Source organism: Candidatus Poriferisodalis sp. (assembly GCF_965203655.1).
Classification (GTDB): domain Bacteria; phylum Actinomycetota; class Acidimicrobiia; order Acidimicrobiales; family Poriferisodalaceae; genus Poriferisodalis.
Genome location: NZ_CBDBDD010000009.1, coordinates 97,375 through 124,289, shown reverse-complemented (window position 1 = coordinate 124,289; position 26,915 = coordinate 97,375). Strand labels below are relative to the sequence as shown.

Annotated in this window: 23 protein-coding genes and 1 pseudogene; 5 read left to right on the top strand and 19 right to left on the bottom strand. The window is 70.3% G+C overall.

Annotation, left to right across the window (positions count from 1 at the left end):
- Positions 1 to 25: 25 nt before the first annotated feature.
- The 6 genes and pseudogenes from ACOGW9_RS11915 to hemE all read right to left on the bottom strand — a co-directional run.
- A pseudogene (locus tag ACOGW9_RS11915) lies at positions 26 to 2,059 on the bottom strand (DEAD/DEAH box helicase); the annotation flags it as partial.
- Between the two features lie 95 nt (positions 2,060 to 2,154).
- A complete protein-coding gene (locus ACOGW9_RS11910; RefSeq protein ID WP_419911495.1) occupies positions 2,155 to 2,358 on the bottom strand; it encodes a CDGSH iron-sulfur domain-containing protein in 204 nt (67 codons plus the stop codon).
- On the bottom strand, positions 2,351 to 4,648 hold the full coding sequence (locus ACOGW9_RS11905; protein WP_419911493.1) for a HelD family protein: 2,298 nt from the start codon (positions 4,646 to 4,648) through the stop codon (positions 2,351 to 2,353). The genes ACOGW9_RS11910 and ACOGW9_RS11905 overlap by 8 nt, the downstream gene beginning before the upstream one ends.
- Before the next feature lie 49 nt (positions 4,649 to 4,697).
- The gene (lnt, locus tag ACOGW9_RS11900; RefSeq protein WP_419911491.1) at positions 4,698 to 6,149 is read right to left on the bottom strand and encodes an apolipoprotein N-acyltransferase; all 1,452 of its coding nucleotides are present in this window, start codon (positions 6,147 to 6,149) and stop codon (positions 4,698 to 4,700) included.
- The gene (gene hemG / locus ACOGW9_RS11895) at positions 6,146 to 7,657 is read right to left on the bottom strand and encodes a protoporphyrinogen oxidase (RefSeq protein ID WP_419911489.1); all 1,512 of its coding nucleotides are present in this window, start codon (positions 7,655 to 7,657) and stop codon (positions 6,146 to 6,148) included. The genes lnt and hemG overlap by 4 nt, the downstream gene beginning before the upstream one ends.
- A 9-nt stretch (positions 7,658 to 7,666) precedes the next feature.
- Positions 7,667 to 8,779, bottom strand: a complete 1,113-nt coding sequence (hemE, locus tag ACOGW9_RS11890; RefSeq protein WP_419911487.1) for a uroporphyrinogen decarboxylase — start codon at positions 8,777 to 8,779, stop codon at positions 7,667 to 7,669.
- Positions 8,780 to 8,886: 107 nt separating this feature from the next.
- Between hemE and ACOGW9_RS11885 the strand changes: the two genes are divergently transcribed.
- Genes ACOGW9_RS11885 through ACOGW9_RS11875 form a run of 3 tightly spaced genes read left to right on the top strand, consistent with a single transcriptional unit; the run spans position 8,887 to position 12,024 of the window.
- A complete protein-coding gene (locus ACOGW9_RS11885) occupies positions 8,887 to 10,227 on the top strand; it encodes a glycosyltransferase family 4 protein (RefSeq protein WP_419911485.1) in 1,341 nt (446 codons plus the stop codon).
- The gene (locus ACOGW9_RS11880; protein ID WP_419911483.1) at positions 10,227 to 11,009 is read left to right on the top strand and encodes a class I SAM-dependent methyltransferase; all 783 of its coding nucleotides are present in this window, start codon (positions 10,227 to 10,229) and stop codon (positions 11,007 to 11,009) included. Before ACOGW9_RS11885 ends, ACOGW9_RS11880 begins: the two co-directional genes overlap by 1 nt.
- Positions 10,999 to 12,024, top strand: coding sequence for a prenyltransferase (locus ACOGW9_RS11875; RefSeq protein ID WP_419911481.1), 1,026 nt, complete (start codon positions 10,999 to 11,001; stop codon positions 12,022 to 12,024). The genes ACOGW9_RS11880 and ACOGW9_RS11875 overlap by 11 nt, the downstream gene beginning before the upstream one ends.
- Here the strand turns inward: ACOGW9_RS11875 and ACOGW9_RS11870 are convergent.
- The 4 genes from ACOGW9_RS11870 to ACOGW9_RS11855 all read right to left on the bottom strand — a co-directional run bounded on the left by ACOGW9_RS11870 (position 12,002) and on the right by ACOGW9_RS11855 (position 14,206).
- A complete protein-coding gene (locus tag ACOGW9_RS11870) occupies positions 12,002 to 12,634 on the bottom strand; it encodes a class I SAM-dependent methyltransferase (RefSeq protein WP_419911479.1) in 633 nt (210 codons plus the stop codon). The two genes, ACOGW9_RS11875 and ACOGW9_RS11870, sit on opposite strands and share 23 nt — an antisense overlap.
- Positions 12,631 to 13,071, bottom strand: a complete 441-nt coding sequence (locus ACOGW9_RS11865; RefSeq protein ID WP_419911477.1) for a GtrA family protein — start codon at positions 13,069 to 13,071, stop codon at positions 12,631 to 12,633. The genes ACOGW9_RS11870 and ACOGW9_RS11865 overlap by 4 nt, the downstream gene beginning before the upstream one ends.
- Before the next feature lie 86 nt (positions 13,072 to 13,157).
- A complete protein-coding gene (locus ACOGW9_RS11860; RefSeq protein WP_419911475.1) occupies positions 13,158 to 13,661 on the bottom strand; it encodes a DoxX family protein in 504 nt (167 codons plus the stop codon).
- A gap of 65 nt (positions 13,662 to 13,726) precedes the next feature.
- The gene (locus ACOGW9_RS11855) at positions 13,727 to 14,206 is read right to left on the bottom strand and encodes a GNAT family N-acetyltransferase (RefSeq protein ID WP_419911473.1); all 480 of its coding nucleotides are present in this window, start codon (positions 14,204 to 14,206) and stop codon (positions 13,727 to 13,729) included.
- 79 nt (positions 14,207 to 14,285) lie between these two features.
- On the opposite strand from ACOGW9_RS11855, the gene ACOGW9_RS11850 reads away from it, so the two are divergent.
- A complete protein-coding gene (locus ACOGW9_RS11850; RefSeq protein WP_419913067.1) occupies positions 14,286 to 15,140 on the top strand; it encodes a PAC2 family protein in 855 nt (284 codons plus the stop codon).
- A 33-nt stretch (positions 15,141 to 15,173) separates the two neighbouring features.
- Here ACOGW9_RS11850 and ACOGW9_RS11845 read toward each other — a convergent pair whose 3' ends face one another.
- The 9 genes from ACOGW9_RS11845 to ACOGW9_RS11805 form a co-directional block, all read right to left on the bottom strand.
- Entirely contained in the window at positions 15,174 to 17,504 is a 2,331-nt protein-coding gene (locus ACOGW9_RS11845; protein WP_419911471.1) for a [protein-PII] uridylyltransferase, read from the bottom strand.
- A complete protein-coding gene (locus ACOGW9_RS11840; protein ID WP_419911469.1) occupies positions 17,501 to 18,019 on the bottom strand; it encodes a hypothetical protein in 519 nt (172 codons plus the stop codon). Before ACOGW9_RS11840 ends, ACOGW9_RS11845 begins: the two co-directional genes overlap by 4 nt.
- On the bottom strand, positions 18,016 to 18,867 hold the full coding sequence (larE, locus tag ACOGW9_RS11835; RefSeq protein WP_419911467.1) for an ATP-dependent sacrificial sulfur transferase LarE: 852 nt from the start codon (positions 18,865 to 18,867) through the stop codon (positions 18,016 to 18,018). The genes ACOGW9_RS11840 and larE overlap by 4 nt, the downstream gene beginning before the upstream one ends.
- Positions 18,868 to 18,909: 42 nt before the next feature.
- Positions 18,910 to 20,763 (bottom strand): acyl-CoA dehydrogenase, encoded by a 1,854-nt coding sequence (locus ACOGW9_RS11830; RefSeq protein ID WP_419911465.1) that lies wholly within the window; start codon positions 20,761 to 20,763, stop codon positions 18,910 to 18,912.
- Positions 20,764 to 20,891: 128 nt separating this feature from the next.
- Entirely contained in the window at positions 20,892 to 21,584 is a 693-nt protein-coding gene (locus ACOGW9_RS11825; protein ID WP_419913065.1) for a chlorite dismutase family protein, read from the bottom strand.
- Between the two features lie 18 nt (positions 21,585 to 21,602).
- Positions 21,603 to 22,451: a formate dehydrogenase accessory sulfurtransferase FdhD gene (gene fdhD / locus ACOGW9_RS11820; RefSeq protein ID WP_419911463.1), complete on the bottom strand. Its 849-nt coding sequence runs from the start codon at positions 22,449 to 22,451 to the stop codon at positions 21,603 to 21,605.
- 155 nt (positions 22,452 to 22,606) lie between these two features.
- Positions 22,607 to 24,223 (bottom strand): chaperonin GroEL, encoded by a 1,617-nt coding sequence (gene groL / locus ACOGW9_RS11815; protein WP_419911461.1) that lies wholly within the window; start codon positions 24,221 to 24,223, stop codon positions 22,607 to 22,609.
- A gap of 135 nt (positions 24,224 to 24,358) precedes the next feature.
- Positions 24,359 to 25,414: a glycerate kinase gene (locus ACOGW9_RS11810; protein ID WP_419911459.1), complete on the bottom strand. Its 1,056-nt coding sequence runs from the start codon at positions 25,412 to 25,414 to the stop codon at positions 24,359 to 24,361.
- A 22-nt stretch (positions 25,415 to 25,436) separates the two neighbouring features.
- Positions 25,437 to 26,060 (bottom strand): LytR C-terminal domain-containing protein, encoded by a 624-nt coding sequence (locus tag ACOGW9_RS11805; RefSeq protein WP_419911457.1) that lies wholly within the window; start codon positions 26,058 to 26,060, stop codon positions 25,437 to 25,439.
- A gap of 221 nt (positions 26,061 to 26,281) precedes the next feature.
- On the opposite strand from ACOGW9_RS11805, the gene upp reads away from it, so the two are divergent.
- Complete coding sequence (gene upp, locus ACOGW9_RS11800; protein WP_419911455.1) at positions 26,282 to 26,911, top strand: uracil phosphoribosyltransferase; 630 nt, start codon at positions 26,282 to 26,284, stop codon at positions 26,909 to 26,911.
- Positions 26,912 to 26,915 lie beyond the last annotated feature (4 nt).

Here is a 26,915-nt window from a genome sequence, read left to right as displayed (position 1 = left end):
ACGGCTGGCCTGCGGGATCAACGTCGCCGCGCCGGGCAGCGACAGCAGCGCGCTCCGCTTCGGCATCGAGCTGCATCAGGTGCGCCTCAAGGTCGGTCGGAAGCGCGTCGCCGATGGTGCGGATGAACGCCCCCACCGCCCGGCCCAGCTCCAGCGGCCGGCCGGGCCCGTCGCCGTGCCAGAACGGCATCTTGCCCGGCTCGCCCGGCGCCGGCGTGACCACCACCCGGTCGAAGGTGATCTCTGCGATCCGCCACGTCGACGCTCCCAGCAGGAACGTCTCGCCCACCCGGGCCTCGTACACCATCTCCTCGTCCAGCTCGCCCACTCGCGACCCGTCGGTGGTGAACACCGCGTACAGGCCCCGGTCGGGAATCGTGCCGGCGTTGGTGACCGCCAGGCGGCCCGCCCCCTGGCGAGCCCGCAGCATCCCGGTGGTGCGATCCCACACGATGCGCGGCCGCAGCTCTCGGAACTCCTCGGACGGGTAGCGGCCCGCCAGCAGGTCGAGCACCGAGCTGAACACCTCCTCGCTGAGCTGCTCGTAGGGCGCGGCCCGCCGCACGACGCGCAGGATGTCGTCGACCGACCAGTCGTCGACCGCCACCATGGCGACCACCTGCTGGGCCAGCACGTCGAGCGGTTGGCGCGGGTAGCGGATCGCCTCTATCTCGCCGGTTCCCATGCGCTGGGCCACCACCGCCGCCTCGACGAGGTCGCCCCGGTGGCGAGGGAAGATCTTGCCCACGCTCGGCTCGCCCACCTGGTGCCCGGCCCGCCCGATGCGCTGCATGCCTGCCGCCACCGACGGCGGCGAGGCCACCTGGACCACCAGGTCGACCGCGCCCATGTCGATGCCCAGCTCCAGCGACGACGTGGCCACGATGGCACGCACCCGGCCCGCCTTCAGATCGTCCTCGATCGCCAGCCGCTGCTCGCGGCTGAGCGAGCCGTGATGCGCCCGCACCAGCTCGGCCCCCTCGGGCGGCGAGGTGCCCTCGGCTTCGGCGGCCCGGTTGAGCCCGTCGAGGTGCAGCTCGTTCAGCCGGGTGGCCAGCCGCTCGGCCAGCCGGCGGGCATTGGTGAAGATGATGGTGGAACGGTGCGCGTAGACCAGCTCGAGAAGCCGCGGGTGGATGGCCGGCCAGATGCTGTTGGAGTGCGTCTGCGCTGCATCTGATGGCGCCACCGCCGACGGTGGCGCGGTGTCCGATGGCGCCACCGCAGGCGGTGGCGCGAAGTCATCGTCATGATCGACGCGCACGGCGCCATTGGGCGCGGCTCCGGCACTCGCGGCAGCCAGATCGCCCATGTCGGACACGCCGACGATCACCTCCACGTCGAGCTGCTTGGTCATGCCCGCGTCGGTGATCTCGACATGACGTGCCGCCGGCCGGTCGGGATCGCTGCCGCCGAGGAACCGCGCCACCTCCGACAGCGGGCGCTGCGTGGCAGACAGCCCGATCCGCTGCGGCGGCTCGCCGGTCAGCTCGCACAGCCGCTCCAACGACAGCGCCAGGTGCGTGCCCCGCTTGGTGGCTGCCACCGAGTGAATCTCGTCGACGATCACCCAGCGCACCCACCGCAGCGTCTCGCGCGCCTGCGACGTCAGCATCAGGTACAGCGACTCGGGCGTGGTGATCGCAATGTCGGGCGGCCGGGTGACCAGCCGCCGCCGCTCGGCGGCACTGGTGTCGCCGGTGCGCACGCCGACGGTCGGCGCGTGGACTTCGGCGCCCAGCCGCTCGGCCGCCAGGGCGATGCCCGCCAGCGGCGCCCGCAGGTTCTTGTCGACATCGACGGCCAGCGCCCGCAGCGGTGACAGGTACAGCACTCGCGTGCGTTCGGCCCGGGCGGGCTCGGGCTCGCCCATGACCCGGTCGATGGCCCACAGGAACGCCGCCAGCGTCTTGCCCGAGCCGGTCGGCGCAGCAATCAGGCAGTGACGCCCTTCCGAGATGGCCTCCCACCCGGAGACCTGGCATTGCGTAGGCGCCTCAAACGTCGACGCGAACCATTCAGCCGTCGGCGCGGAAAAAGCACCGAGCGCCGGGTGCATCCGGACAGAAGCACCGCCGTCAGCAGACGAGCCAGCCATCGGAGCCCATTACTACTGCGGGGCTGTGACACCCGCCTTCGCAGCGGGCGCGCGGATCAGCTGGGCGGGTTCAGACTGCCGTCGAATCCTTGGTTGTGGGTGCCGTCACACATCGGCTTCGTGCCCGACATCCCGCACCGGCACAGCGCTACGACGGCGTCGCCGTCGGACAGCGTGTTCCCTTCGTGGTCCGATACCTGGCACGATCCGCGGACCAGCAGCGGTCCGTTGTCCAGCACTGTCACGGTGACGTCAGCCATTCGATTCTCCCGAGGTGACATGGTTCGCAACCGACATGCCCACGGCAGGCATGTCCGGCGCAGCGGCGAGGCCAGTGTTGCACGCCCCGGCGTCTCCGGCGATCCCTGAGCTTGATTGACCATTCAGCGGATCAGGCAGCGGCTTGTTCCAGACCACCGCAACCCGCTTGGTGGCCCGGGTCAGCGCCACGTACAGCGCCCGCAAACCCTGCGGCTCCTCGGCCGCCATCGCGGCAGGCTCCACCACCACCACACCGTCGGTCTCGAGCCCCTTGCACAGCCGCACCGGCGCCAGGGTGACGCGGGGGTGCAGCGCCCCGGTGGCGTTGCGGCTGGCGGCGGTGGCACGACCGAAGTCCACCCCGGCGCCCTCCAGCAGCGAAGCGATCTCGTCGATGAACCGGGCGGGGGACACCACCAGCACCGAACCGCCGTCGAGCGCCGCGGCCTCGTCGTTGACGGTTTCCAATACAGCCTGAGCGATGCTCTCTGCGTGGACGAATCGCGGCGGCGAGCCGTCGATGCGCACAGCCTCGGGCGGCGCCAGCCCGGGGGCAGCCGCAGCAAGTACCCGATTGGCCAGCTCGAGGCTGGGCTGGGGGATGCGGTAGCTCAGCGTGAGCTCGGACAGACGGGGCGCAACCGGGCCCGAGGGCAGGTGGCAGAGGATCTCCTGCCAGCTCGACGGCGCATGCGCCGAGGTGGCCTGGGCGATGTCGCCCACCACCGTCATCGAGCCGTTGAGCGAGCGGCGGGCGATCATCCGCAACGCCATCGGCGGCTGGTCCTGGCATTCGTCGACCACGATGTGCCCGTAGGTGCGGATCTCGGTGTCGCTGCGGCGCTTGCGTGAGCGCGACCGGGGCCCGAGCACCGAGTAGGCCTCGTCCAGCAGCGGCACGTCGGCGTCGGTCCACTCGTAGTCGGCCTCGCTGTCGCCGCGGGGGCGGTACAGCGATTCCCATTCGTCGTCCTGCAGCACGCCCTCCGCGGCAGAGCGCAGCAGCGCATGCGAGCCGTACAGGTCACGCAGCAGCTGCGCGGGGGTCAGCAGGGGCCACATGCGCTCGAACGCCGCCATCACCTCGGGATGGCGAGTGAACCGCTCGCGCAGCTTGGCGGGCTCGGGGCGGCGCCGGTGCGACGCCGACATGGCCGCGTAGACCGCCTGCTCGACGTAGGACCGGCCTGCGTTGTGATGGCGGAACCGTCGGCGGGCCTCGGCCACGATCGCCCGCGACTGGCTCTCGGACAGCGTCACGTAGCCCAGACCGAACTCGAGGCGCAGATCGCTGCGCAGCGGCCGCTGACGGTCGCGCACGGCGTTGGCGATGACCTGCGACATCGCGATGTCGCCCTTGGTGCGAGCCACCGCAGCTGTATCGGCCAGCCGCACCCGCACGTCGGGGAAGATCTCGTTGAACAGGTCTGCCAGCACGAACAGATGCACACCGACCTCGCCCAGGCTGGGCAGGACACGCTCGACGTAGCGCAGGAACAGCCGGTTCGGCCCGATGACCAGCACGCCCTGGCCAGCCAGCGGGAAGCGGTACGTGTACAGCAGGTAGGCAGCGCGGTGCAGCGCCACGATCGTCTTGCCGGTGCCCGGGCCGCCTTGGGTGACCAGGATGCCCTTGCGCGGGCTGCGGATGATCTCGTCCTGCTCGGCCTGGATGGTCGACACGACTTGACGGAGCTGGCCGTCGCGGCGCTGTTCGAGGGCCGCGTACAGGGCGCCGTGAGCGTTGAGCCGTGGCCGGTCGCCGTTGCCGTCTGAGTCTCCGTCGAGCGCATCGAGATCGAAGACCTCGTCTTCGAGATCGGCCAGCACCCGGCCGCGGCACACGAAGTGTCGCCGCCGCAGCAGGCCGAGCGGGTCGCCGCCGGTCGCTCGGAAGAACGGCTCCGCGATCGGCGCCCGCCAGTCCACCACCACGGGTTCCTGGCGCTCGTCAGCTACCGCAAGCCTGCCGATGTAGAACGTCTCGCTGGCGCCGTTGCCATCAGTGCTGCCATCACGACTGCCATCGGGCCTGTCGACATCGCCGTTCGGCCGTGCCGGTCGGTCGATGCGCCCGAACACCAGCGACGACGAGCCCAGCTCGAGCTGGCTCAAGCGGCCGGCCACGGTGTCTTCGATCACATCGCGTTCGAACCGCGCTTGGCGGGTGCCGCCACGGCCGACTTCGACCATCTCGCGCAGCCTCGTGGCCCGCTGCCGGGAGGACTCCAGCAGCGCATATGCACGGTCGATATGAGCTTGTTCTGCCTGGATTTCCGGATGGCTCACGCTTGGCCTGTCACCGTTTTTCGGGCTGATCAAGGCTACTCGCGACGGCTCACCGCTCCGCAAGCTTTTCTCGGACGCGGAGGCGCGCGAGGCACCATGCGAGCACCACGGCCGACGCCACGACGAGCGGCCACGAGCCCAGCACGGATGCCGGGGTCGAACCCGACCGCAGTTCGACGTCGCCGGCCAGGACCACCGACTCACGCAGCTCGCTGCGCTGGGTGAGGGCGCCATCGGGCGAGATGATCGCGCTGTAGCCGGTAGTGGAGGACTGCAGCACCCAGCGCCCGCTCTCGACTGCCCGCAGCCGGGCGCTGGCCAGCGACTGGGCGGGCACCACAGAGGTGCTGTAGGACGACGCCAGCGTGGGATTCGCGACGATGCGGCCGCCCGCGCGCACCCCGTCGCGCACGAGATTGCTGAAGTACACCTCGTAGGACGTGACAACGGCGATGTCGCCGAGCGCACTCGAGAGCACGCCGGGTCCTTCACCCGCGATGGCCTCGCGGGAGATCAGCGACAGGTCGGCGAAGGGCTCCACCACGCTGCGCAGCGGCACGTACTCGCCGAAGGGCACCAGGTGGGCCTTGTCGTAGCGATCTGCCAGCCCGGTCCGTGGGTCGATAGCGACCGTGGCGTTGCGGAACCGTTGGCCTTCGACGCGTTCGTAGAAGTTGGCGACCAGAACGGCATCGAGCGCTCCTGCCAGTTCCGACAGCTCGGCGAGCTGCGGCGAGTCCTCCAGCGGTTCGTCGGCCGAGTTGCTGCTCTCGCTCCAGATCACGAGGTCCGCCCTGCCCTGCCACGCCGCGGTGGTGTCGAGGTGCCGCAGCCGGACGCTGCGCTGCGGTGTGTCGACGTTGGTGCCGAGCTCGCCGCCGGCCTGCACGACGGCTGCGGTGATGGTGGTGTCGATGGTCGTGTTCGGCACGGCCAGCGCGGCGATGGGGATGCCGATGGCCGCCACCGCGGGCCAGGAGACGGCGCACCACTTGCGCGCGCAGACGCTTTCGACGATGACGGCTCCCACACCGACGAGCACGATCACCCCCAGCGGACCCGCGAGCACTGCGGTGCCCAGGAACGGCCCGTCGACCTGCCCGAGCGCCAGGTTCGACATGGGCACGCCGCCGAAGGGCACGCTCCAACGCACGGCCTCGCCCAGCACCAGTGCCGCGGGAACGCCGACAGCACGCCATCGGCCGCCAGCGGGGATCAGCGACAACGGCAGCGCCATAATCAGCGTCTCGACCGGGACTGCGGCGATCCATCCCGGCACGGTCAGCTCGGTCATCCAGAACAGCCCGAGCAGGTAGGCGCCCAGCCAGAAGGCGGCGGCCGCCTCGAGCCGGTCACGCCAGCGCTGCGCTCCCCGGTTGCAGAAGCGCAGCCACAAGCCGAGGCCGATGGGGCCAAGCGGCCACAGCCCCCACGGCGGCAGCGACAGCATCGTGAGCGCGCCCAGCGCCAGTGCGACGCCGTCGCGCAGCAACCGGTTCACGTCGAGTCAGCGGCCTGGTTCAAGCCGAGGCGTTGCACGACCGCCGCCGCTGCTTCGTTGCCCTGGCGGATGCATGCCGGGATGCCGAGACCCCGGTAGGCCGCGCCGGTCACGAACACGCCGGGCATCTCGCGAGCCAATGCCTCTTCGACCCGGTCGACGAGATGACCGTGGCCGGGCCGGTACTGGGGCAGCGACTGCGGCCAGCGCGAGACCCGCCACTCCGTCACGGCGCCGGAATCGCTCAAGCCGCGCAGCTGCGGGAGCTGCGACAGCTCTGCGAGCACGGTGTCGCGCAGCTCGGCATCGTCGAGGCGCGTGTGGCGGTCGTCGTCGTCCCGCCCGACCGACACCCGCAGGACAACGTTGGGAGCAGCCCCGATTGCCGCTCCGCCGGTGTCGCTGACATCATCGGCGCCCGCGCCGGCAGATGCTGCCCAGTTGGGCCATTTCGCGGACCCGTAGCTGCAGGCCGTCGTGAGCCAGCCGGTGTCCCGGGTGACCAGGAATCCCGCCTCAGCCGGCACCTCGATGGCGTCGGCGCGCACGCTGAGCGTCACCACCGCGACCGACGCGTACTCGATGAGTGCCAGCCGCGCCGCAGCAGAGGGCGCGCCGGGCAGCATTCGGGCTGCCGCGTGGGCGGGCGCAGCGACGATGACGGCGTCTGCGTCGAGCACCTCGGATCCGGTGTGCACGGCGAACCGCGTGCCGGGGCGCCGGATTGCCTCCACCGGGGTGCCCAGCCGCAAGATGCATCCGTCGAGGCGCTCCGTCAGTGCTTGGACCAGCCGACCCATCCCGCCATCGAAGCTGCCGAAGATCGGTGCCGGGCCGGGCCCGTCGGAAGCGGGTGCCGGCTGCATTTGGCGCAGTCCCCGCATGAGCGAGCGGCTGCGCTCCAGCGCTTGGCCGAGGATCGGCGCCGACGTTGCCGCGTCCAGCCGGCTGATGTCGCCCGCGCTGATACTGCCGAGCAGCGGATCCACCACCTGCGACGCCACAGCCGCTCCCAGCCGGGCACGCACGATGTCGCCCACGCTGGCAGCGCCGGGTCGGCGTGCAGTGAACCGCCGCGGCAGCACGTAGTCGGCTGCAGCCCGCAGCGTGCCCATGGGTCCGAGCAACGGCGAGCGGACAAGCGGACCCAAACGTGTGGGTACCCCGCCGATCAAGCCATCGGGCAGCGGTGCCAGCTGTTGGCCGCGCGAGCTAGCCCGAACAACAGAGGCACCTCCGGCCGCCGGCGAGATGCGCTCGGTCGAGATGCCCAGCTCGTCGCACAGCTCGGTCGCCCACGGCACCCGCAGCAAGAAGGCATCGGCACCTTCGTCGACGAGCCGTCCGTCGAATGGCGTCGAGAGGATCTTTCCACCGAGGCGCTCGGCGCTGTCGATCAGCATCACCCGCGGCACTGCGGTGCCCGCGTCGGCGGGATGCAGCAGGCGGTATGCGGCAGTCAGCCCGGCGATGCCGCCGCCGACCACCACAACCCGCTGCGGTGTCATCGACCCCACTCAGTCGGGCTGTTTGGGCACTGGCCGCCGGTACGCGTGCACATAGTCGGTCAGCCGCTCAAGCACCGCGGGGTCGGTCTCGGGCAGCACGCCGTGGCCCAGATTGAAGATGTAGCCGCTTTCCTGCGTGCCCGCGGCCAGGATGCGGCCAGCGGCAGGGCGCACGGCATCCCATCCTGCCACGCACAGGGCCGGGTCGAGGTTGCCCTGCAGCGCGACGCCCGGCCCGACCCGCTCGCGGGCCACCTCGAGCGGCACCCGCCAGTCCACGCCCACCACATCGGCGCCCACTCCGGCCATCTGGTCGAGCAGCTCCCCGGTGCCCACGCCGAAGTGCGCCCGGGGCACACCGAGGTCGGCCAGTTCGTCGAAGACCCGCTTGCTGTGCGGCGCCACGAACGCCGCGTAGTCGGCGGGCGACAGCGTGCCCGCCCACGAGTCGAACAGCTGCACGGCGCTGGCGCCCGCGAGCACCTGCGATCGCATCGAGGCCACAGCTATCGACGCCAGCCGCTCCATGAGGTCGTGCCACAACGCAGTGTCGGTGTACATGAGCGACTTGGTCCGCAGGTGCTGGCGGGAAGGTGCGCCTTCGACTAGGTAGCTCGCCACCGTGAACGGCGCCCCGGCGAAGCCGACGAGCGGCACGTCGAGCTCGGCGGCCAGCAGGCGCACGGTGTCGAGCACGTACGGGGTGTGCTCCTCGGCGTCAAGCTCGGGCAGCCGATCCAGATCGGTGCGGCTGCGCAGCGGCTGGCCGGCCACCGGCCCCACGCCGGGCACCACGTCGATCCCGAACCCGACGGCGGCAGCCGGCACCACGATGTCGGAGAACAGCACGGCCGCATCCACCCCGTAGCGGCGCACCGGCTGCAAGGTGATCTCAGCGGCGGTGGCCGGATCGGCGATGGCGTCGAGAATGCTGCCGTGGCCTCGCAGTGCCCGGTACTCGGGCAGTGAGCGCCCGGCCTGCCGCTGGAACCACACCGGCACCTGCTCGGTACGCCGGCAGCGGGCCGCCCGCATGTACAGGCTGTCGCCGAGCCGGTGGATCGGATGATCCGCCGGCAGCGCTGGAGCCGGCGCCGCCGGAGCCTCAGGAGTGTCAGCCATGCGCTGCGAACGGTACCGGGGCGGAGACGGGTCGCCGGTAGCCTCACGCGACCTGTGCGATCGTCTGGCCCCTGGGGCCGGGGCCTCGCACGCACACGGAGGCAGCGATGGGACCCGACACCGCACAGGTCATCGGGGACGAGCACGACGCCGATCGGCCGCTGCGTGTCGCACTGCTGACCTACCGCGGTCATCCCTGGGTCGGCGGCCAGGGCATCTATGTCCGTCACCTGGCACGTGAGCTGTCGTCGCTGGGCCACAGCGTCGAGGTGTTCAGCGGGCCGCCCTACCCGCACCTCGACCCGGGCATCAAGCTCACTGAGTTGGAAAGCCTCGACCTGTACCGCATGCCCGATCCGTTCCGGGTGCCCAAGCTGTCCGAGTTCCGCTCGCCGATCGACGTGCTGGAGTGGCTCATCACCTGCACGGCCTCGTTCGCCGAGCCGCTGACGTTCAGCCTGCGGGCATTCCGGGCGCTGCGCAGCCGGCTCGACGACTTCGACTTGGTGCACGACAACCAGTGCCTTGGCTACGGCATCGACTGGCTGCGGCGGGCCGGCGTGCCCACGCTGGGCACGATCCATCACCCGATCACGGTGGACCGGCGGCTGGAGATCGCCCATGCGCCCACCCGTGGCAAGCGGCTCGCCATGCGGCGCTTCTACGCCTTCACCCGCATGCAGAACCGGGTGGCGCGGCGCCTCGATCGGATCGTGACCGTTTCCACCAACAGCTTCGACGACATCGTGACCGACCTCGGCGTGGACCCCGCCCGCCTGAACATCGTCACGGTCGGCGTCGATCCGGCCCAGTTCCGGCCCCTGCCGCACGTGACGCCGGTGCCGGGCCGGCTGATGACCACCGCCAGCGCCGACGTGGCCATGAAGGGCCTCGCCTACCTGCTCGAGGCACTGGCCAAGCTGCGCACCGAGGATCCCTCGCTGCACCTCGTGGTGATCGGGCGACCCAAGGACGACTCGGCAGCGAGCCGGCTCATCGATCGGCTCGACCTGGCCGGCAGCGTCGAGTTCGTGAGCGGGGTGCCCGACGAGCGCATCGTGGAGCTCTACAACGAGGCGCAGCTGGCCGTGGTGCCGTCGCTGTACGAGGGCTTCTCACTTCCAGCCGTCGAGGCGATGTCGTGCGGGGTGCCGTTGGTGGCGACCACCGGGGGCGCGTTGCCCGAGGTCACCGGCGCCGACGGCGAGACCTGCCTGCAGGTGCCGCCCGGCGATTCGGAGGCGCTGGCGGCACGCATCGGCTGGGCGCTCGCTCAGCCCGATCTTCGGGCGACCGTGGGAGCTGCCGGACGGGCGAGGGTGAAGGCGAACTACTCGTGGGCGGCCACGGCCCGCAAGACCGTCGATCAATACCGTGCGCTGCTGGCCGAGACGCCAAAGCGGCCGCCGCGTTCGTCGCCGATGCAGAGGCTGAGCGCCGGGCGCTGATGCTCACCGTCGACTACGAGCGTCTCGGCGCCGTTCGCGGCGACCGGGTACTGGACCTGGGCTGCGGCGCGGGCCGTCACGCCTTCGAGAGCGCCCGGCGCGGCTGCGTCACCATGGCGTCGGACCGTGATCCCGGCGAGCTGCGCGCCGTCACCGACATGTTCGCTGCCATGGACGACGCCGGCGAGATCGACTCTCCCGCCGGCCAGCCGCTCGGTCATGCAGTGGTGGCCGATGCCACTGCCTTGCCGTACCCAGACACCAGTTTCGACCGGATCATCGCTGCGGAGGTGCTCGAGCACATCGTCGACGACGAGTGCGCCATCGCCGAGCTGGCACGGGTGCTGCGGCCCGGCGGCACGATTGCGGTGACGGTTCCCGCGCGAGCCGCCGAGCGGGTCTGCTGGGCGCTGTCGGCCGACTACCACGCGCCCGCCGTGCCCGACGGCCACGTGCGCATCTACAGCGCCGACGAGCTGCGAGCCAAGCTGGCAGCGGCCGGCCTGTACGTCTCTGACAGTCATGGCGCGCACGGTCTGCACACGCCGTACTGGTGGCTGCGCTGCCTGGTCGGGCCGCACAACGATCAGCACCCGCTGGTGCGGGCCTACCACCGGCTGCTGGTGTGGGACATGACCGAGGCACCGCCGCTCACGCGCACGCTCGACCGCCTGCTCAATGCCGTGCTGCCCAAGTCAACAGTCCTGTACGCCTACAAGGCCCGTGCCCATGAGGCATCTCAGTCGCTCGCCGAACCGGTGGGAGCCGCTCATGCGGCCTGAATTGGTGGTCGAAACGGCGCCGCTGCTGACGGGCGCGGAGGTCGCTGCCACGGCCGATGCCATCGAGGTCTGCCAGCAGCCCGACGGTCTCATCCTGTGGTTCGACGGCGGGCATGCCGATCCGTGGAATCACGTCGAGACGGCCATGGCGCTGGCGACGGCGGGGCGCTACCGGGCGGCCGAGCGCGCGTACGAGTGGCTGCAGGCGAACCAGCACAACACGGGCAGCTGGCACAACTACTACACCGCACTCGGCGTCAAGGACTTCAAGGTTGACACCAACTGTTGCGCCTATGTCGCGGTGGGCGTCTGGCATCACTGGCTTGCCACCGGCGACCGCGGGTTCGTCGAGGCGATGTGGTCGACCGTGGCACGGGCGCTCGACTTCGTGGTGAGCCTGCGCACCGCCAGCGGGCACATCCCCTGGGCGGTGCACGCCAACGGCACACCGTGGCCGTACGCGCTGCTGACCGGGTCGTCGTCGATCTGCCAGTCGCTTCGGTGCGGGCTGGCGCTGGCCGAGCTGACCGGTCACGAGCGTCCCGCGTGGGCAAGCACCCTGGCCCGCACTCTCCGCCAGATCCGCCACCGGCCCGACGGCTTCGAGCCCAAGGACCGTTGGGCAATGGACTGGTACTACCCGGTGCTGAGTGGCGCGCTGACCGGCGCACAGGCCCGCTCCCACCTCGCCGCCGGCGCGCCCAAGTTCGTGCTCGCTCAAGGCGTGCGCTGTGTGGCCGATCAAGCCTGGGTGACTGCAGCAGAGACGTGCGAGTGCGCGATCGCCTACCTCCGCACCGGCGATGCGGCAACAGCCCGGCGGCTCATCGAGGCCACGTCTGCGATGCGCAATGATGACGGCAGCTACTACACCGGCTGGGTCGTGCCCAAGTCCCGGACCTTTCCCGACGCCGAGCGCACCAGCTACACCGCTGCGGCCGTGCTGCTGGCCACCGACGCGCTCGACCAGCGCAGCGCGGCTGCGGGCACGCTCACGACCACGCCGGGTCGCTGACCGGGTTGCGCAGGACGCGCAGGCTGCCCTCGGAGGCGTGCTCGATGAAGCCGTCGTCCAGAGCGCGCAGCCAGATCTCATAGGGCGGGCGGCCGCCGTCGGCGGGATCGGGGAACACGTCGTGGATGGCCAGCAGGCCGCCCGGCATCACCTTGGGCACCCAGGCCTCGTAGTCGGCATGGGCCGGCGCGTCGCCGTGGCCGCCGTCGATGAACACCAGGGCAGCGCTCGACCAGTGCGCCGCGACCGTGACTGAGTCGCCCACGATGGCTACGACGGCGTCTTCGAGGCCGGCGTCGATGAGCGTCCGGCGCAGGACCGGCAGCGAGTCCATGCGGCCGGTGCTGGGGTCGACCAGCTCGGCGTCGTGATGCTCCCAGCCCGCCTGCATCTCCTCGGAACCACGGTGGTGGTCGATCGTGAACAGCACCCCGCCGGACTCTGCCGCAGCAGCACCCAGGTACACCGCCGACTTGCCGCAGTACGAGCCGATCTCCACCAACGGCCCCAGCGAGGCCACTTCGGTCGCGGCCCGGTACAGCGCCATGCCCTCGTCGTGGGGCATGAAGCCCTTCACCCACTGGGCCAGCGCTGACAGCTCTGGATTCACTGGCGTCCAGAGGCTGAGCCCCGCGCATTGGCAGGGGCCTCGGGCCGGGCGAACAGCACCCGGTCCAGCAGGATGAACTTCCCCGCCCACAGAACTCCGAAGCCGATGAGGTTCGCCGCCGAGACGGCCACGGTGGACTGCCACCACCGGTCGGCCAGCGCCACTGCCAGCGACGAGATGCCGAGCCCGGCGAGGCTGTAAGCCCAGAACGGCAGGATCTCGCCGGTCAGCGAATGGCGGTCGGTGCGAGACCAGACCCAGCGTCGGTTGGCGTAGTAGGCCGGCCCGGCGGCGACGCACACCGCCGCCACGTTGGCCACGACCGCCTGCCACTCCAGCACGGCATAGGCCACGACCAGCACGGCTTGGGTCACCACCACCGTGCCGGCCGACACCGTGCTGTAGCCGACCAGCCGCCCGAAGAGCCCCCACCTCATCGCCCGCGCCTCACTGGGTCGGTCTCATTGGGGTGATCTCAGCGCGCGAGTGTGCTTGACAGAGTGTCGCCGACGGAGCGGGGTTGTCACTGCTCCGCTGGGGCGTTGGGCCGGTAGCAGACCGCCAGCAGCAGGACCGTCGACACCAGCCCGCCGGCGATGGCGACAGCGAACCAGACCGGCCCGCTCCAGTCGAGGCCGATTGCGTTGTCCACCGACCAGTCGCCGGGACCGGTCGCCGCCACGGCCGCCGCCGCCACGGCCAGCACGAACACGTACTCCCAGCCCTCGCGGATGATGAAGAAGCCGTTCTTGCGATGACCGACCCACCCGGCAGTCGACATCACGCCGATGAACGCCATCGAGCTGAGCGGCGTCAGCAGCCCCAGCGCCAGGCCGAAGCCGGCGCCGATCTCAGTGAGAGCAGCGAGGTAGGCGTGCAGCAGGCCTGGGCGCAGCCCCTCGGCGGCGAACCAGTTGCCGACGCCCCCGATGCCGCCGCGGAACTTGGCGATGCCGTGCAGCGCCAGGGTGACGCCCACGATGACTCGCAGGACGAGCAGGCCCAGGTTGATGCTGTCGGGATCCATGGTCCTGGGGCCTCCTCAAGGGTGTTGCAGCCGTCTGCGGAAGGCTGTCTGGCTGCGCACCGTACTCACAACTCGAGCCGGTAGACGTTGGTGTTCCGCTGGTTGAAGCCGAGCCGGGCGTACAGGCGGTTGGCGGCCTCCCGGTCGGGTCGAGAGGTCAGGTCCACCGTGCGGGCACCCGCCTGCTGGGCGATCTCGATGGCCCGCCGGTTGAGCGCCGCGCCGATGCCGCGGCCACGTGCCGACTCGTCCACCACGACATCCTCGATCCACGCCCGCAGCCCGCTGGCCAGCGGGAAGAGCACCAGGATCATGGCGCCGACGATCCCGCCTGCGCTATCTCGCGCGATGAGCACCGTGTTGGCGGCGTGACCCACGATGCGCTCCAGCGCTGCCGCGTCGGGCGGTGGCGAGCTCGACAGCTGCGGGTGCAGGCGGGCGAACGCGGCAACCAGCTCGTCGTTGACCCCCTCGCACACCGCGATCTGCACATCAGGGTGCGCCGAGGCGGGCGCTGCGCCGCCGGTACCGGTCTGATAGGCCACGAAGCGCATGGTAGGTGCATCCGGTCACCGCAGGGTCGGCTCGCAGGAGGGCGCGGATAGCCTCCCGTCCGTGGGCCATATGGAGTGGTTCGAGCACCCCGAACCAGGCAGCGACGCCGTTCTCATCGCAGCGTTCTCGGGCTGGAATGACGCCGGCGATGCCGCCACCGAGTCGGCCAAGTACCTGCGGCGGCGCTTTCGCTGCCATCCCGTGGCCCAGATCGACCCGGAGTTCTTCTACGACTTCGCCTCGGTGAGGCCGAGCGTGCACGTCGTGGACGGCGAGCGGGAGATCGACTGGCCGACACCCGATGTGCGCGTCGGCGAGGCCGACGACGGCCGGTCGGTGATCACCGTGCTGGGTGTCGAGCCCCGGCTGCGCTGGCGCACGTTCTGCGACGTGATCATCGAGATGGCCGAGACGCTGGGCGTTTCCACGGTGGTGACGCTGGGCGCGCTGCTCACCGACACCCATCACAATGCGCCGGTCAACGTGGTGGGGGCATCCAACAACGCCGCGCTGAACCTCACGATGGGCCTGCGCCAGTCCACCTACGAGGGGCCGACCGGCATCATCGGCGTGCTCAACGACGCCTGCCACCGAGCCGGCTTCGCGAGCGTGTCGTTCTGGGCCACCGTGCCCACCTACGTGCACAACTACCCCTCGCCGAAGGCGGCGCTGGCACTGGCCGAGCGCGTCGCGCAGTTCATGGGCGTCACGCTCGGCGAGTCCGAGCTGCACAGCGCCGCTGCCAACTACGGCCGCCAGATCGACGAGCTGGTCGCCGGCGACGACACTCTCGCCCAGTACGCGCAGCAGATCCTCGAAGAGTCCGCCGCCGAAGCCGTCGAGGACTTCAGCGAGATGGTCGAGAACCCCGACGGCCTCATCAACGAGTTGGAGCAGTTCTTGCGCCAGCAAGAACCAGACTGAACAGTTTGCGCCAGCAGGAACCAGACTGAACAGCTAGGCGAGGGCGTGGTGCAGGGCCAGCTCGACCTCGCGCTGGTGCGCTTCGTCGATGACCGGACCGTCGGGACCGACCACGTAGAACGAGTCGACCACCACGTTCGCCAGCGTCTGGATCTTGGCCGAGCGGATGTCGAGGCCCATCTCGGCCAGCACCCGGGTCACCTTGTAGAGCACGCCGATGTGATCCTCGGTGCGGATCTCCACGATTGTTGCGCCCGTGGCTGACTCGGCATCGAAGGTGACCTTGGTCGCGGCCCTGGTGGCTGACAGCGCCCGGCGGCGCCGGTACACCCGGGCGCGCTCGGCGATGCGCGCCTCCAGCGCCAGGTGGCCGCGCAGCGACCGGCGCACGTCGTAAACGACCCGATCCCAATCGACCGGCGTATCGGGCGGCACGATGCGGAACGACGACACTGCCATGCCCGCCGGGCTCGAATAGGCGTCCGCCTGCAGCACGTCGAGCCCCCGCAGCGCCAGCACGCCCGCAGCGCGGCTGAACAGCCCGCGCTCGTCGGGCGCCACCACAGTGAGCACGTCGTCCTCGACTCGCAGCGCCGTCTCCCCGGCTGCCATCAATTCCACGACCTCCTCGGTGAGCAGGCGCCGATGGCTGGACTGCGCCTGGTCCGCGCCGCTCAAGTGCTCGGAGGTCATCTCGACGAGAGCGGAGACCAGGTTTGCAGTCCAGTCGCCCCACGCCATCGGCCCGGTCGCCATGCAGTCGGCCTCGGTCATCACGGCCAGCAGCTCCAAGAACTCCTGCGTGTCCACGGCGCGGGCAACGGTGGCGACGGTCAGCGGGTCGTCGAGGTCTCGCCGGGTGGCGATGTCGGTCAGCAGCAGGTGGTGCTGCACCAGGCGCACCAGCGTGTCGGCGTCGTCGGAGCTCCAGCCGCAGCGTCGGGCGATCGGACCCGCCAGGCGCATGCCGGCCTGCGTGTGGTCGCCCGGATAGCCCTTGCCGATGTCGTGCAGCAGCGCTCCCATCAGCAGCAGGTCGGGCCGTGCCACACGGTGGGTGAAGCGGGCTGCGATGGCGACGGCCTCGAGCAGGTGCCGGTCGACAGTGAAGCGGTGGTAGCGAGACCGCTGGGGGCGATTGCGGTTCGGCGCCCACTCGGGCAGCACCTTGGTCCACACGCCGAAGTAATCGAGGGTCTCGATGACGTTGATGGCCCGGTGCCCGCAGCCGAGCAGCTCGACGAACAGGTCCCGGGCGCCGTGCGGCCACGGATCGGGAAACTGCGCCTGGCGCTCGGCCAGCTTGTCGAGACTGGCACGGCTGATCGGGATGTCGCCGCGGGCCGACTGCACCGCCGCATGCAGCACCAGCACCACATCGGCAGCAGGGTCGCCGTCGATGACCAGTTCGCCGTCGCTCACCGACAATCCAGCTATATCGACATCGGGTGCAACGAACTCGGTTTGCTTGCGGGCGACGCTCGACCACAGCTGGTCCGATAGGAACGCGATGATGCGCCCGGCCTGTGCGATCTCAGCCATGAACGCGTCGGCGTCGACTGCGCCTGATCGCTCGGCCACGGCGTCCTGGTCGTCCGCAGACAGCACGTCACTGCGCAGGCCGGTGGTGCGGTGCAGCTCCACCCGTGCCCGCAGCAACGTCTGGTAGGCGTCGGCGAGGCGACCGGCGTCTGCGGCGGGAAGATCGGCACCCGCCAGCTGCGCCCAGCGGATCGCATGGGCATCACGCAGCCCGCCACGGCCGGTCTTCAGGTCGGGCTCCAGCAGGAAGGCCACTTCGCCGCTCTGGTTGTGCCGGCGATTGACGGCGCGCTGCAAGTCGTCGAGCCGCTGTGAGGCGTTGTCGCGCCAGTCGGCGTTTACACCCTCGATGAGTTGGGCGGTCAGAGTTTCGTCGCCCGCGAGGTGGCGGGCATCCACTAACGCCGTTGCCGTGTCGATGTCCGACGCTGCCAGGTCCAGCGTCCCCGCCAGCGAGCGCACGGCGTGGCCCAGCTTCAGCTTTTCGTCCCAGATCGGGTACCACAGGCGGTCGGCCAGGTTGCCCCGCTGCGGGCTGTCCCCCAGCGCACCGTCGCTCGCCAGCAGCGACTCGCGGCCGTCGTGCAGCAGCAACAAGTCGATGTCGCTGCCGGGGCACAGCTCGGCACGGCCGTAGCCGCCGACGGCCACGAGCGCCACGCCGCTGCCCGAGCCGTGGTCGCCGTTCAGCCCCCAGTCGGCAGCCTCGGCGGCAAACTGCTCGGCCAGCCACGAATCGGTGAGCTGGCTCAGCGCGCCGGGCAGTTCGGCAGCATCGGCCGTCTGCACCAGCGCTGCGCGGCGATCGCTGAACGCCGTCATCGCTGCCCCTCTGTGTCTATGCGCCTCGCAGGCTCGGCCGTGTCGATGCGCCTCGCAGGCTCGGCCGTGCGACGACGCTGCAGCACCTCGAACGCCTTGGCTGCGCCCCAGGCGATGCCGAGCGGGCCGAGGTCGGGGTGGATGTCGGCGAACGAGGCCGGCGTCAGTCCGTAGGGATCGTCCCCGAAACGCGACCTTTCGAAATCGTCGCGATCGGGTTCGGGCACACCGCCGTCCGCGAGCACCTGGGTCGGGAATCGCACGGCGCTGCGCAGCACGCTCAGCGGCGTGGTCTGCTGCTCGTCGACATCGGTAGCCAGCAGGTCCCGCAGCGGAGGGCCGATCTCGGCGACACACTGCTCGCCCGCTGCACGTACCTGCTCACGGAGGCCCGCGGGGTCGACACCTGCTCGCTCGCACGTCTCAGCCACGCAACGCGCGACCCAGCCCCCCAACGCAGCGATCGCCCCGTCGGCCAGCAGCGTCGCCGCTTCGTCCACCGATGCGACGCTCATCGATTGGCCTCTGAGGCGGCGGGTACAACGCAGTTGCCGTCCGCAAGCGCGCCGTTGAGGTTGCCCGAGCGGAAGCCCTCCAAGTCGAGCGTCACATAGCGGTAGCCGACACCGCTGATCGCTTCCACGATGGCCTCACGTCGTTGGACCGCCTCGGCCAGATCGTCGAGCGGCAGCTCGATGCGCGCCGTGTCGCCGTAGTCGCGGACCCGCAGCTGGCCGAAGCCCAGCCGGCGCAGGGCCGATTCGGCCCGGTCCAGCCGTGCCAGCAAGGGCACCGTCACCTGAGTGCCATAGGGCAACCGCGAGGCCAGGCATGCGGCGGCGGGCTTGTCCCAGGTTCGCAAACCCAGATCAGCGCTGACGCGCCGCACGTCGTCCTTCGTGAAGCCCGTCTCCACCAGCGGGAAGCGGGCGCCCCGGTCGCGTGCGGCGTGCTGGCCCGGCCGGTGATCGCCCAGGTCGTCGACGTTCACGCCGAGCACCACCAGCGCGCCCCGCGCCGACGCGAGCGGTTCGAGCTGGTCCATGAGGGCTGACTTGCAGTGGAAACAGCGGTCTGTGTCGTTGATGCGGTACGCGGCGCGCGTCATCTCGTCGGTCTCGACGGTCTGCCATACCAGCCCCCACTCGGCCGCCAGGGCCGCGCAGTCGGCTGCCTCGTCGGTTGCGAGGCTCGGCGAGACGGCAGTGACGCAGAGCGCATCGTCGCGGAGCACGTCGTTGGCGGCCCAGGCCACCAACGACGAGTCAACACCGCCGCTGAACGCCACGATCACCGGCCCCGAACGTTCGAAGAAGCCGCTCAGCCGCTCGATCGTGCCGTCGGCGGGATCAGCGCCGGTCATGTCGTCGCTCCCGCGCTCGCTCCTTGCCACAGGCCTGCGGGGTCAGAGCCGGTCGGCCGGGATGGCGTAGAACAGCTCGGCGCCGCCGGTGACCGCAGGCACCAGCCCGCGAGCCGACGGCAGGATCTGATCGGCATAGAAGCGAGCGGTGGCGACCTTGTCGGCCAGGAACTGCGGTGACACAGCGCCGTCGGACCCACCCGAACCCCCGTCTCGGGCATCAGCGACTGTCAAGCCCTGATCCGCCAGCAGCCCAGCAGCCGCCTGCGCACTGCGGCCCAAGAGCCAGCCGCCGACCACCACGCCGGCGAGCCGCATGAACGGCGACGAGCCCGCGGCCACATCATTCGGCGCCGCCGAGAGCTGACCGCCCAGCCACATCGCCGCTTCGCCCATGGCCGCAACGCCGTCGCCCAGCGCAGCGCCGATCGCAGCCAGATCGGAATCGTCGCTGGCGGCCAGGCTGCCTGCGGTTGTGCCCATCTCGCCGATCAGGCGCGCCATGGCCTCCCCACCGCCGAGCGGCAGCTTGCGGAAGGCCAGGTCCGCCGCCTGGATGCCGTTGGTGCCCTCGTAGATCGGGGCGATCCGGCTGTCGCGCCAGTGCTGCGCGGCGCCGGTCTCCTCCACATAGCCCATGCCGCCATGCACCTGCACGCCGAGCGAGGTCATCTCCACGCCCAGATCGGTGCCCCAGCCCTTGCTGATCGGCGTCAGGATCGCGGTGAGCTCGTCGGCCCGCTCGCGCTCGTCGGGATCGGTTGCCACGATGGACCGGTCGATCGCCGCCGCATTCAGGTACATCACGCAGCGCATGGCCTCGGCGTTCGCCCGCATCGTCAGCAGCATCCGCCGCACGTCGGCGTGATCCACGATCGGCGACGACTCGCCCGGCGGCAGCTCGGCGCCGATCGCCCGCCCCTGCTTGCGGGTCAGCGCGTACTCCCGCGCCTGCTGGTACGCCCGCTCGGTCAGCGACAGCCCCTGCAGGCCCACCGACAGCCGGGCGTTGTTCATCATGGTGAACATGGCCCGCATGCCGCCGTGCTCGGGGCCCACGAGATAGCCGACCGCACCACCCTCGTCGCCGTAGGACATCACGCAGGTGGGACTGGCGTGGATGCCGATCTTGTGCTCGGTGGACACTGCGCGCAGGTCGTTGCGAGGCCCCAGCGAGCCGTCGGCATTGACCAAGTACTTCGGCACCAGGAACAGGCTGATGCCGCGGGTGCCCGGGGGGCCCTCGGGCGTGCGGGCCAGCACCAGGTGGACGATGTTGTCGGCAAGCTCGTGCTCGCCGTAGGTGATGAAGATCTTCGTGCCGGTGATGAGGTAGCTGCCGTCGTCCTGCGGGATCGCACGGCTGGTGAGGGCGCCCACGTCAGAGCCGGCGTGGGGCTCGGTCAGGTTCATCGTGCCCGACCACTCTCCGCTGATCATCTTGGGCAGGAACGTCTGCTGCAGCGTCTCGTCGGCGTGGTGGGTGAGGGCGTCGATGGCACCCTGGGTCAGCAGCGGGCACAGGCTGAACGCCATGCTGGCCGAGGTCAGCATCTCCTGGACGGCCAGGCCCACGCACCACGGCATCCCGCCGCCGCCGAAGTCGTCGTCGAAGGCCATGCCGTTCCAGCCGGCGTCGACGAACTTGCGGTAGGCATCGGCGAAGCCGTCGGGATGGGTGATCACGCCGTTGTCGAAGTCGAGCCCCTGCTGGTCGCCGGGCACGTTCAGCGGGGCAACCTCGGCAGACATGAAGCGGCCGGCTTCGTCGAGGAGCGCGCTCGCGGTCTCCAGGTCGGCGTGCGCGAACCGTTCGTGCCCGGCCAAGTCCTCCAGGTCGGCCACGTGCTCAAGCACGAACAGCATGTCGTCGACCGGGGCGGAGTACTCAGACATCGCAACCTCGCAGAGTGGTCTCGCCGGGCAGCCCGAGCAGGGCCCGGATGTGCTGGCCAACAGACTACGACTCGCCCTCCGCCGACCGCGAAGCCGCCTCTTGCTGGAGGCCGTGTCTGAAGCGCCTTCTAGCGAAGGCCGATGCGATCGAGGACCGTGGGGGTGTCGGCGAGGAGTCCGGTGTAGAAGGTGCCGAATTCGCCGTAGATGGCGCTGGCCTCGTCGAAGCGCATCGTGTACACGACCTCCTTGAGGTCGTCGAGGTGCTCGCCGAACAGCGTCACGCCCCACTCGAAGTCGTCGACTCCGGTGGACCCGGTCACCACCTGCAGGATCCGGCCGCGGAACTTGCGGCCTGACGTGCCGTGCTCATACATCAGCTCGCGGCGGGTGTCGTACGGCAGCGTGAACCAGTTGCCGCTGCCTTCGGCCACCGCACCTCGGCGCTTCGACATGGGGTAGAAGCAGAATGCCCGCTTGCCCTCGGGCGGCAGCTGCGGGTAGAGCCGCGGGGTCTTCATCTCCGGCGGCAGGTCGGGCGCGTACTCGCTCACCTCGGTCATCGAGACATAGCTGTCGGCGACCTCGAGGCCTGCCTGCTGCACCAGCGTCTGCAGCTTGCGCAGCCGCCACAGGTCGGGCCCCAGCGCCATGAAGCCGACATCGGCCTTGTGTCCCAGCACGGCCACGGCCAGCACCTGGTGATCGTCGTCGACGGTGTCCCCGACGGCGGCGAGCACACCAGCCCGGTCGGCGGCGGGCGTGAGCTTGCAGAACAGGTGCAGCACGCCCCATCCGACCGACGTCGTCACCTCTGGCATCTGTGACACCCGGGCAGCCTAGGGAGGAGCCCCGGCAGGTGCGGAGGCTTCGCCGAGACGCTCGGGAACCCCTGCCAGGCTGCCGCTGTACACGTTCAGCTCATCGCCGCGGGCAAAGCCCGCCAGCGTGATGGCCGCAGCCCGAGCCGACTCGATCGCAAGCGAGCTGGGTGCACTGACAGCGACGAGGGTGCCGATGCCCGCCGCCCACGCCTTCTGCACCATCTCGAAACTGGCCCGACCGCTCACGAACAGAGCCATCGCGCCTGCGTCGTCACGTCCGTCGAGCAAGCGTCTGCCGATCACCTTGTCGACGGCGTTGTGGCGCCCGATGTCCTCGCGCAGCACGTCGATACGACCGTCGGCGTCGAAGGTCGCGGCGGCGTGCAGCCCGCCGGTGCGGCCGAACATCTCCTGTGCCGCCGGCACCGAAGCCAGGGCTGCATGAACGGCGTCGACACTGAATTGACGGGTGCCCGCCAGCGGCCCCAAGCGTGCGGCCATGTCGGTGATGGTGGTGCTGCCGCAGATCCCGCAGGCGGCGCTGACGTTGCCGAGGCGGGGCGTCGGCACGGGCGCCTTGCCGCCGGTCTCCACGGTGACGACGTTGTATTCGAATTCGGCCGCGGGACCCTCGCCGCAGTAGCGCACGCCCGTCACCGCCGCGCCGTCGAGCAGCCCGTCGCCGGCGCAGAACCCCGCCGCCAGCTCGTAGTCGTGGCCGGGCGTGCGCATGGTGGTGGCCACCATGTGCCCGTCGAGGCGGATCTCGAGCGGCTCCTCCACCACGACCTCATCGGGTGACTGTCGCCACGTGCCCTGGCGCAGGCGGTCCACCAGCACTCGCATCGTGCGCCCCCGCCGCATCCGGTCAGGGTACCGGCGCCCTTCGTTGCGCTCCGCCCCGGCTGTGCCGCCCAGGCGCGCAGCAGCCCGGGCACAAGACCCGGGCCGTTGCGTTGGGTTGGGCTGTTCTGTTGAACTTCTGGGAGGCGGTTCTCCCAGAGTGAGTGTGCCTGGCGCTAGAAGTCCATGTCCGGCATGGCGGGAGCGCCGCCGGCGTCGGGCTCGTCGCAGATCACTGCCTCGGTGGTGAGGAACAGCGCCGCGATCGACGCAGCGTTCTGCAGCGCCGACAGCGTCACCTTGGCGGCATCGATCACGCCGGCACCGACAAGGTCCTCGTATTCGCCGGTAGCGGCGTTGAGGCCCATCGCGCCGTCGAGGTCGCGCACCTTGCTGAGCACCACGCCGCCTTCGTAGCCGGCGTTCTCGGCGATCTGCTTCAGCGGACCGGCCAGCGCACGCTCGACCAGCCGCGCACCGGTGGCCTCGTCGCCGTCGAGCGCTTCGGCGACCGCCTGCACGGCCGACTCGGCACGCACCAGCGTGACGCCGCCTCCGGTCACCACGCCAGCCTCGATGGCTGCCTTGGTGGTGCTGACGGCGTCCTCGATGCGGTGCTTCTTCTCCTTCAGCTCGACCTCGGTGGCTGCGCCGACCCGCAGCACCGCCACGCCGCCGGACAGCTTCGCCAGCCGTTCCTGCAGCTTCTCTCGGTCGTAGTCGGAGTCGGTGTTGTCGATCTCGTTCTTGATCTGCTCGATGCGGCCCCGCACCTCGCCCTCGTCGCCCGAGCCCTCGATGATGGTGGTCTCGTCCTTGGTGACGACCACCCGGCGGGAGGTGCCCAGCAGGTCGAGCGTGGTGTTCTCGAGCTTGAGGCCGACGTCCTCGCTGATGACCTGACCGCCGGTCAGGATCGCCATGTCGGCCAGCATGGCCTTGCGGCGGTCGCCGAATCCGGGCGCCTTCACGGCGACCGATCGGATCGTGCCGCGGATCTTGTTCACCACCAGGGTGGCCAGCGCCTCGCCCTCGATGTCCTCCGCAATGATCACCAGCGGCTTGCCTGCCTGGGTCACCTTCTCGAGCACCGGCAGCACGTCACGCACCGCCGAGATCTTGCCCTGCATGAACAGCAGGTAGGCATCGTCCAGCACCGCTTCCTGCGAGTCGGGATCGGTGACGAAGTAGGGCGAGATGTAGCCCTTGTCGAAGCGCATGCCCTCGACGAGATCCATCTCGAGGCCGAACGTCTGGGACTCCTCGACGGTGATCACGCCGTCCTTGCCGACGTTGTCGAACGCGTCACTGATCAGCTGGCCGATGTCACCGTCGGCAGCCGAGATGGCCGCGACCTGCGCGACATGGGTCTTGGAGTCGGTGACGCTGATCGCCATGTCCTCGATGGCCCCGACGGCGGCCTCGACGCCCGCCTCGATGCCACGCTTGATGGCCATCGGGTTGGCACCGGCCGCCACGTTCCGCAGGCCGTCGCGCACCATCGTCCAGGCCAGCACGGTGGCGGTGGTGGTGCCGTCGCCGGCTACGTCGTCGGTCTTCTTGGCGACCTCCTTGACAAGCTCGGCCCCGATGCGCTCGACCGGGTCCTCCAGCTCGATGTCCTTGGCGATCGACACACCGTCGTTGGTGATCGTGGGGGCGCCCCACTTCTTGTCCAGCACGACGTTGCGGCCCTTGGGGCCCAGCGTGACGCGCACGGCGTCGGCAAGCTGGTTCATGCCTGACTCGAGCGCTCGGCGGGCCTCGTCGTCAAAGCTGATCATCTTGGCCATATCAGGTGGCTCCTGTCCTCGGTGACACTGTCTGAATGGATGCTGAATGGATAACGGGACAATGGGCGGCGACGGACGGGTGGCCGCATCGCTGCCGCACTGCCTGCAGCGGTTAGCACTCTAGAGCTGAGAGTGCTAACCGCCAACTCCCGCGGCCCCGATGAGGTCGGCGGCCAGGGCGGCGGCAGCGTCGCTCACCGCTGACAGCGTGTCGGTCATCGACCGCTCCGGCCCGTAGCGCTCCGACAGCACGACCAAACCGGTCGCCTGCCCTTGATCGCCGGGTCCCGTCGCAGCGTCGAGTTCGAAGCCCGGCTCGCGGGCGCCCGCGATGACGCCGGTGGGCACTCGGGCTTCGGCGGCCATCGCCAGCACGCCTCCCACGACCTTGCCGTCGAACGAACCTGCGTCGAGACGGCCCTCGCCGGTGATGACCAGGTCGGCTCGCTCGATCGCCTCGGCCAGGCCGATCTCGTCCGCCACCACCTCGAAACCCTCTGCCAGTTCGGCACGCATACCCGCCGCCAGCCCGCCCGCGAGGCCCCCGGCGGCACCCGCTCGGGCCATCTCGCTGACGTCGACGCCGTACCGTTCGGCGTACAGGTCGGCGAGGCGCTCGAGGCGGCGGGTCAGCAGCTTGATCTGCGGCGGCGAGGCGCCCTTCTGCGGGCCGAAGATGCGCGCAGCGTCACAGAACCGCGTGCGCACGTCGCAGGCCACCACCACCGAGACTCCGGCGAGGCGGGCCAGCGGCGCCATGGCGTCGAGCGCGCCCAGTCCGCCGTCGGTCGTGGCCGAGCCGCCCACGCCCACGATCACTCGCCGGGCACCGCTGGCGACGGCCTCCGCGATGAGCTCGCCTGTGCCCGCCGTGGTTGCTGCGAGCGGATCGTTCCCCTCGGCTCCCCCAGCCAGCAGCAGCCCGCTGGCGCGGGCCATCTCGATGATCGCCGTGTCGCGCTCCAGCCGCCATGCGGCTTCGATGCGCGCACGCAGCGGACCGGTCACCAGCGACGTGCGGTTCGGTCCGCCCAGCGCCTCGAGCGTGCCCTCGCCGCCGTCCGCAGCGGGCAGGCACGCAACGTCCGCAGCGCTGCCGGCGTGCCGGCGGATGCCTGCCTCGATGGCTGCCGCGACCTGCGCAGCCGACGCGGTGCCGCGGAACTTGTCCGGGCAGGCAACCACTCGCATAGAGACGGCTCCGCCCGATCGGCTACTCGGCCAGATCGGTCCCCAGCGTCACCAGCACGTCGGGCGTCTCGAAGCTCTGCACGGCCGCTGTGTCAGCCAGCATCGTGAAGACGTCGTTGTCGGCGTCGAGCTCGAGCACTCCGGCGATCGCCCGTGCTTCGAGCAGCGAGCCCGGCTGGTAGTAGATGCGAGTCCGCTCCAGCGGCGTGCCCAGATAGTTGGTGGGTGACTTGGTGATGTAGCTCAGCGTCTTGAAGCGGTCGGTGAGCCGCCCCGCTGCGCCGCGCACCGTCGTGGAGTTGGCCACCTGGATCGAGACCTCCGCGGCCGGTCTGGGCTGGAAGGGCTCGGCATCGGTGGAGGTGGTGTCGGTGGCCGCAGGCGTCGTGGTGGCCACGACAACCGTGCTGACAGTGTCGCCGCCGGTCGTGCCGCCGTCGCTGGGTGCGCCGGTCGTCGCGGGCGGCTGTGTCACCGCCGGAAGCGTGTCGCCGGGCTCGGCTGCGGGCGCGGTGTCCGTCGTCACAACCTCGTCAGGATCGTCAACCGAGCGCAGCAGCAGCACGCCCACGACGACGGCCACCAGCACCAGCAGCAGTCCGCGCACAGCTGCGCCGCTGTTGGATTCGCCGGCTTGGCTGTTCATCGGGTGACCTCCCTTGGGTGTGCAGGGCAACCGCGCACCACCGTGCTGGCAGACGCGGCAAGTTGCTTGAGATGTGGCGAGAACCGCTTGACGGCGGCAGTGCTGTGAGCGTAGGGCCAATGAAGCGTCGGCGGGTGTACCCCTGAGGACCTAACTTGCGCACGGAACCTTGGTCCATTGGCAGAGCCCGTCCACATGAGCGAACACGAGAACATCAGCCCATGAACATCACCGTCGTCGACCATCCGGTAGCTGCAGCCCTCCTCACCCGGCTACGCGACAAGGACACCGATGTCGAGGAGTTCCGCCAGCGGCTCGATTCGCTGACATTCCTGCTGGTGTCCGAAGCCCTTGCCGATGCGACATCGGCCCCGGCCCAAGTGGAGACGCCGCTGGGGCCTGCCGAGGGATCCCGGCTCGACCCGATGCCGGCGATCGTGCCGGTGCTGCGGGCCGGGCTGGGGATGCTGGATGCGGCGCTGCGACTGCTGCCCGCCGCACCGGTCGGGTTCATCGGCATGCGGCGGCTCGAGTCACCCGACGGCGTCAGCCACGAGTGCTATCTCGAATCGCTGCCGAGCGTGCTGGAGGACCGGCCCGTGCTGGTGCTCGACCCGATGCTGGCGACCGGCGGTTCGGCGGCGGAGGTGATCCGCGTGCTGGCAGCCTCGGGCGTGGGCCGGGTCACCATGGTGTGCGCCCTGGCAGCGCCAGAGGGAATCGAGGCGTTGCGCAGCAGTGTCCCCGACATCCGCATCGTGACCGCCGCCGTCGACAGCCACCTCAACGAACAGGCCTACATCGTGCCGGGCCTCGGCGATGCCGGAGACCGGCTGTACGGGGCAGCCTGAGCGA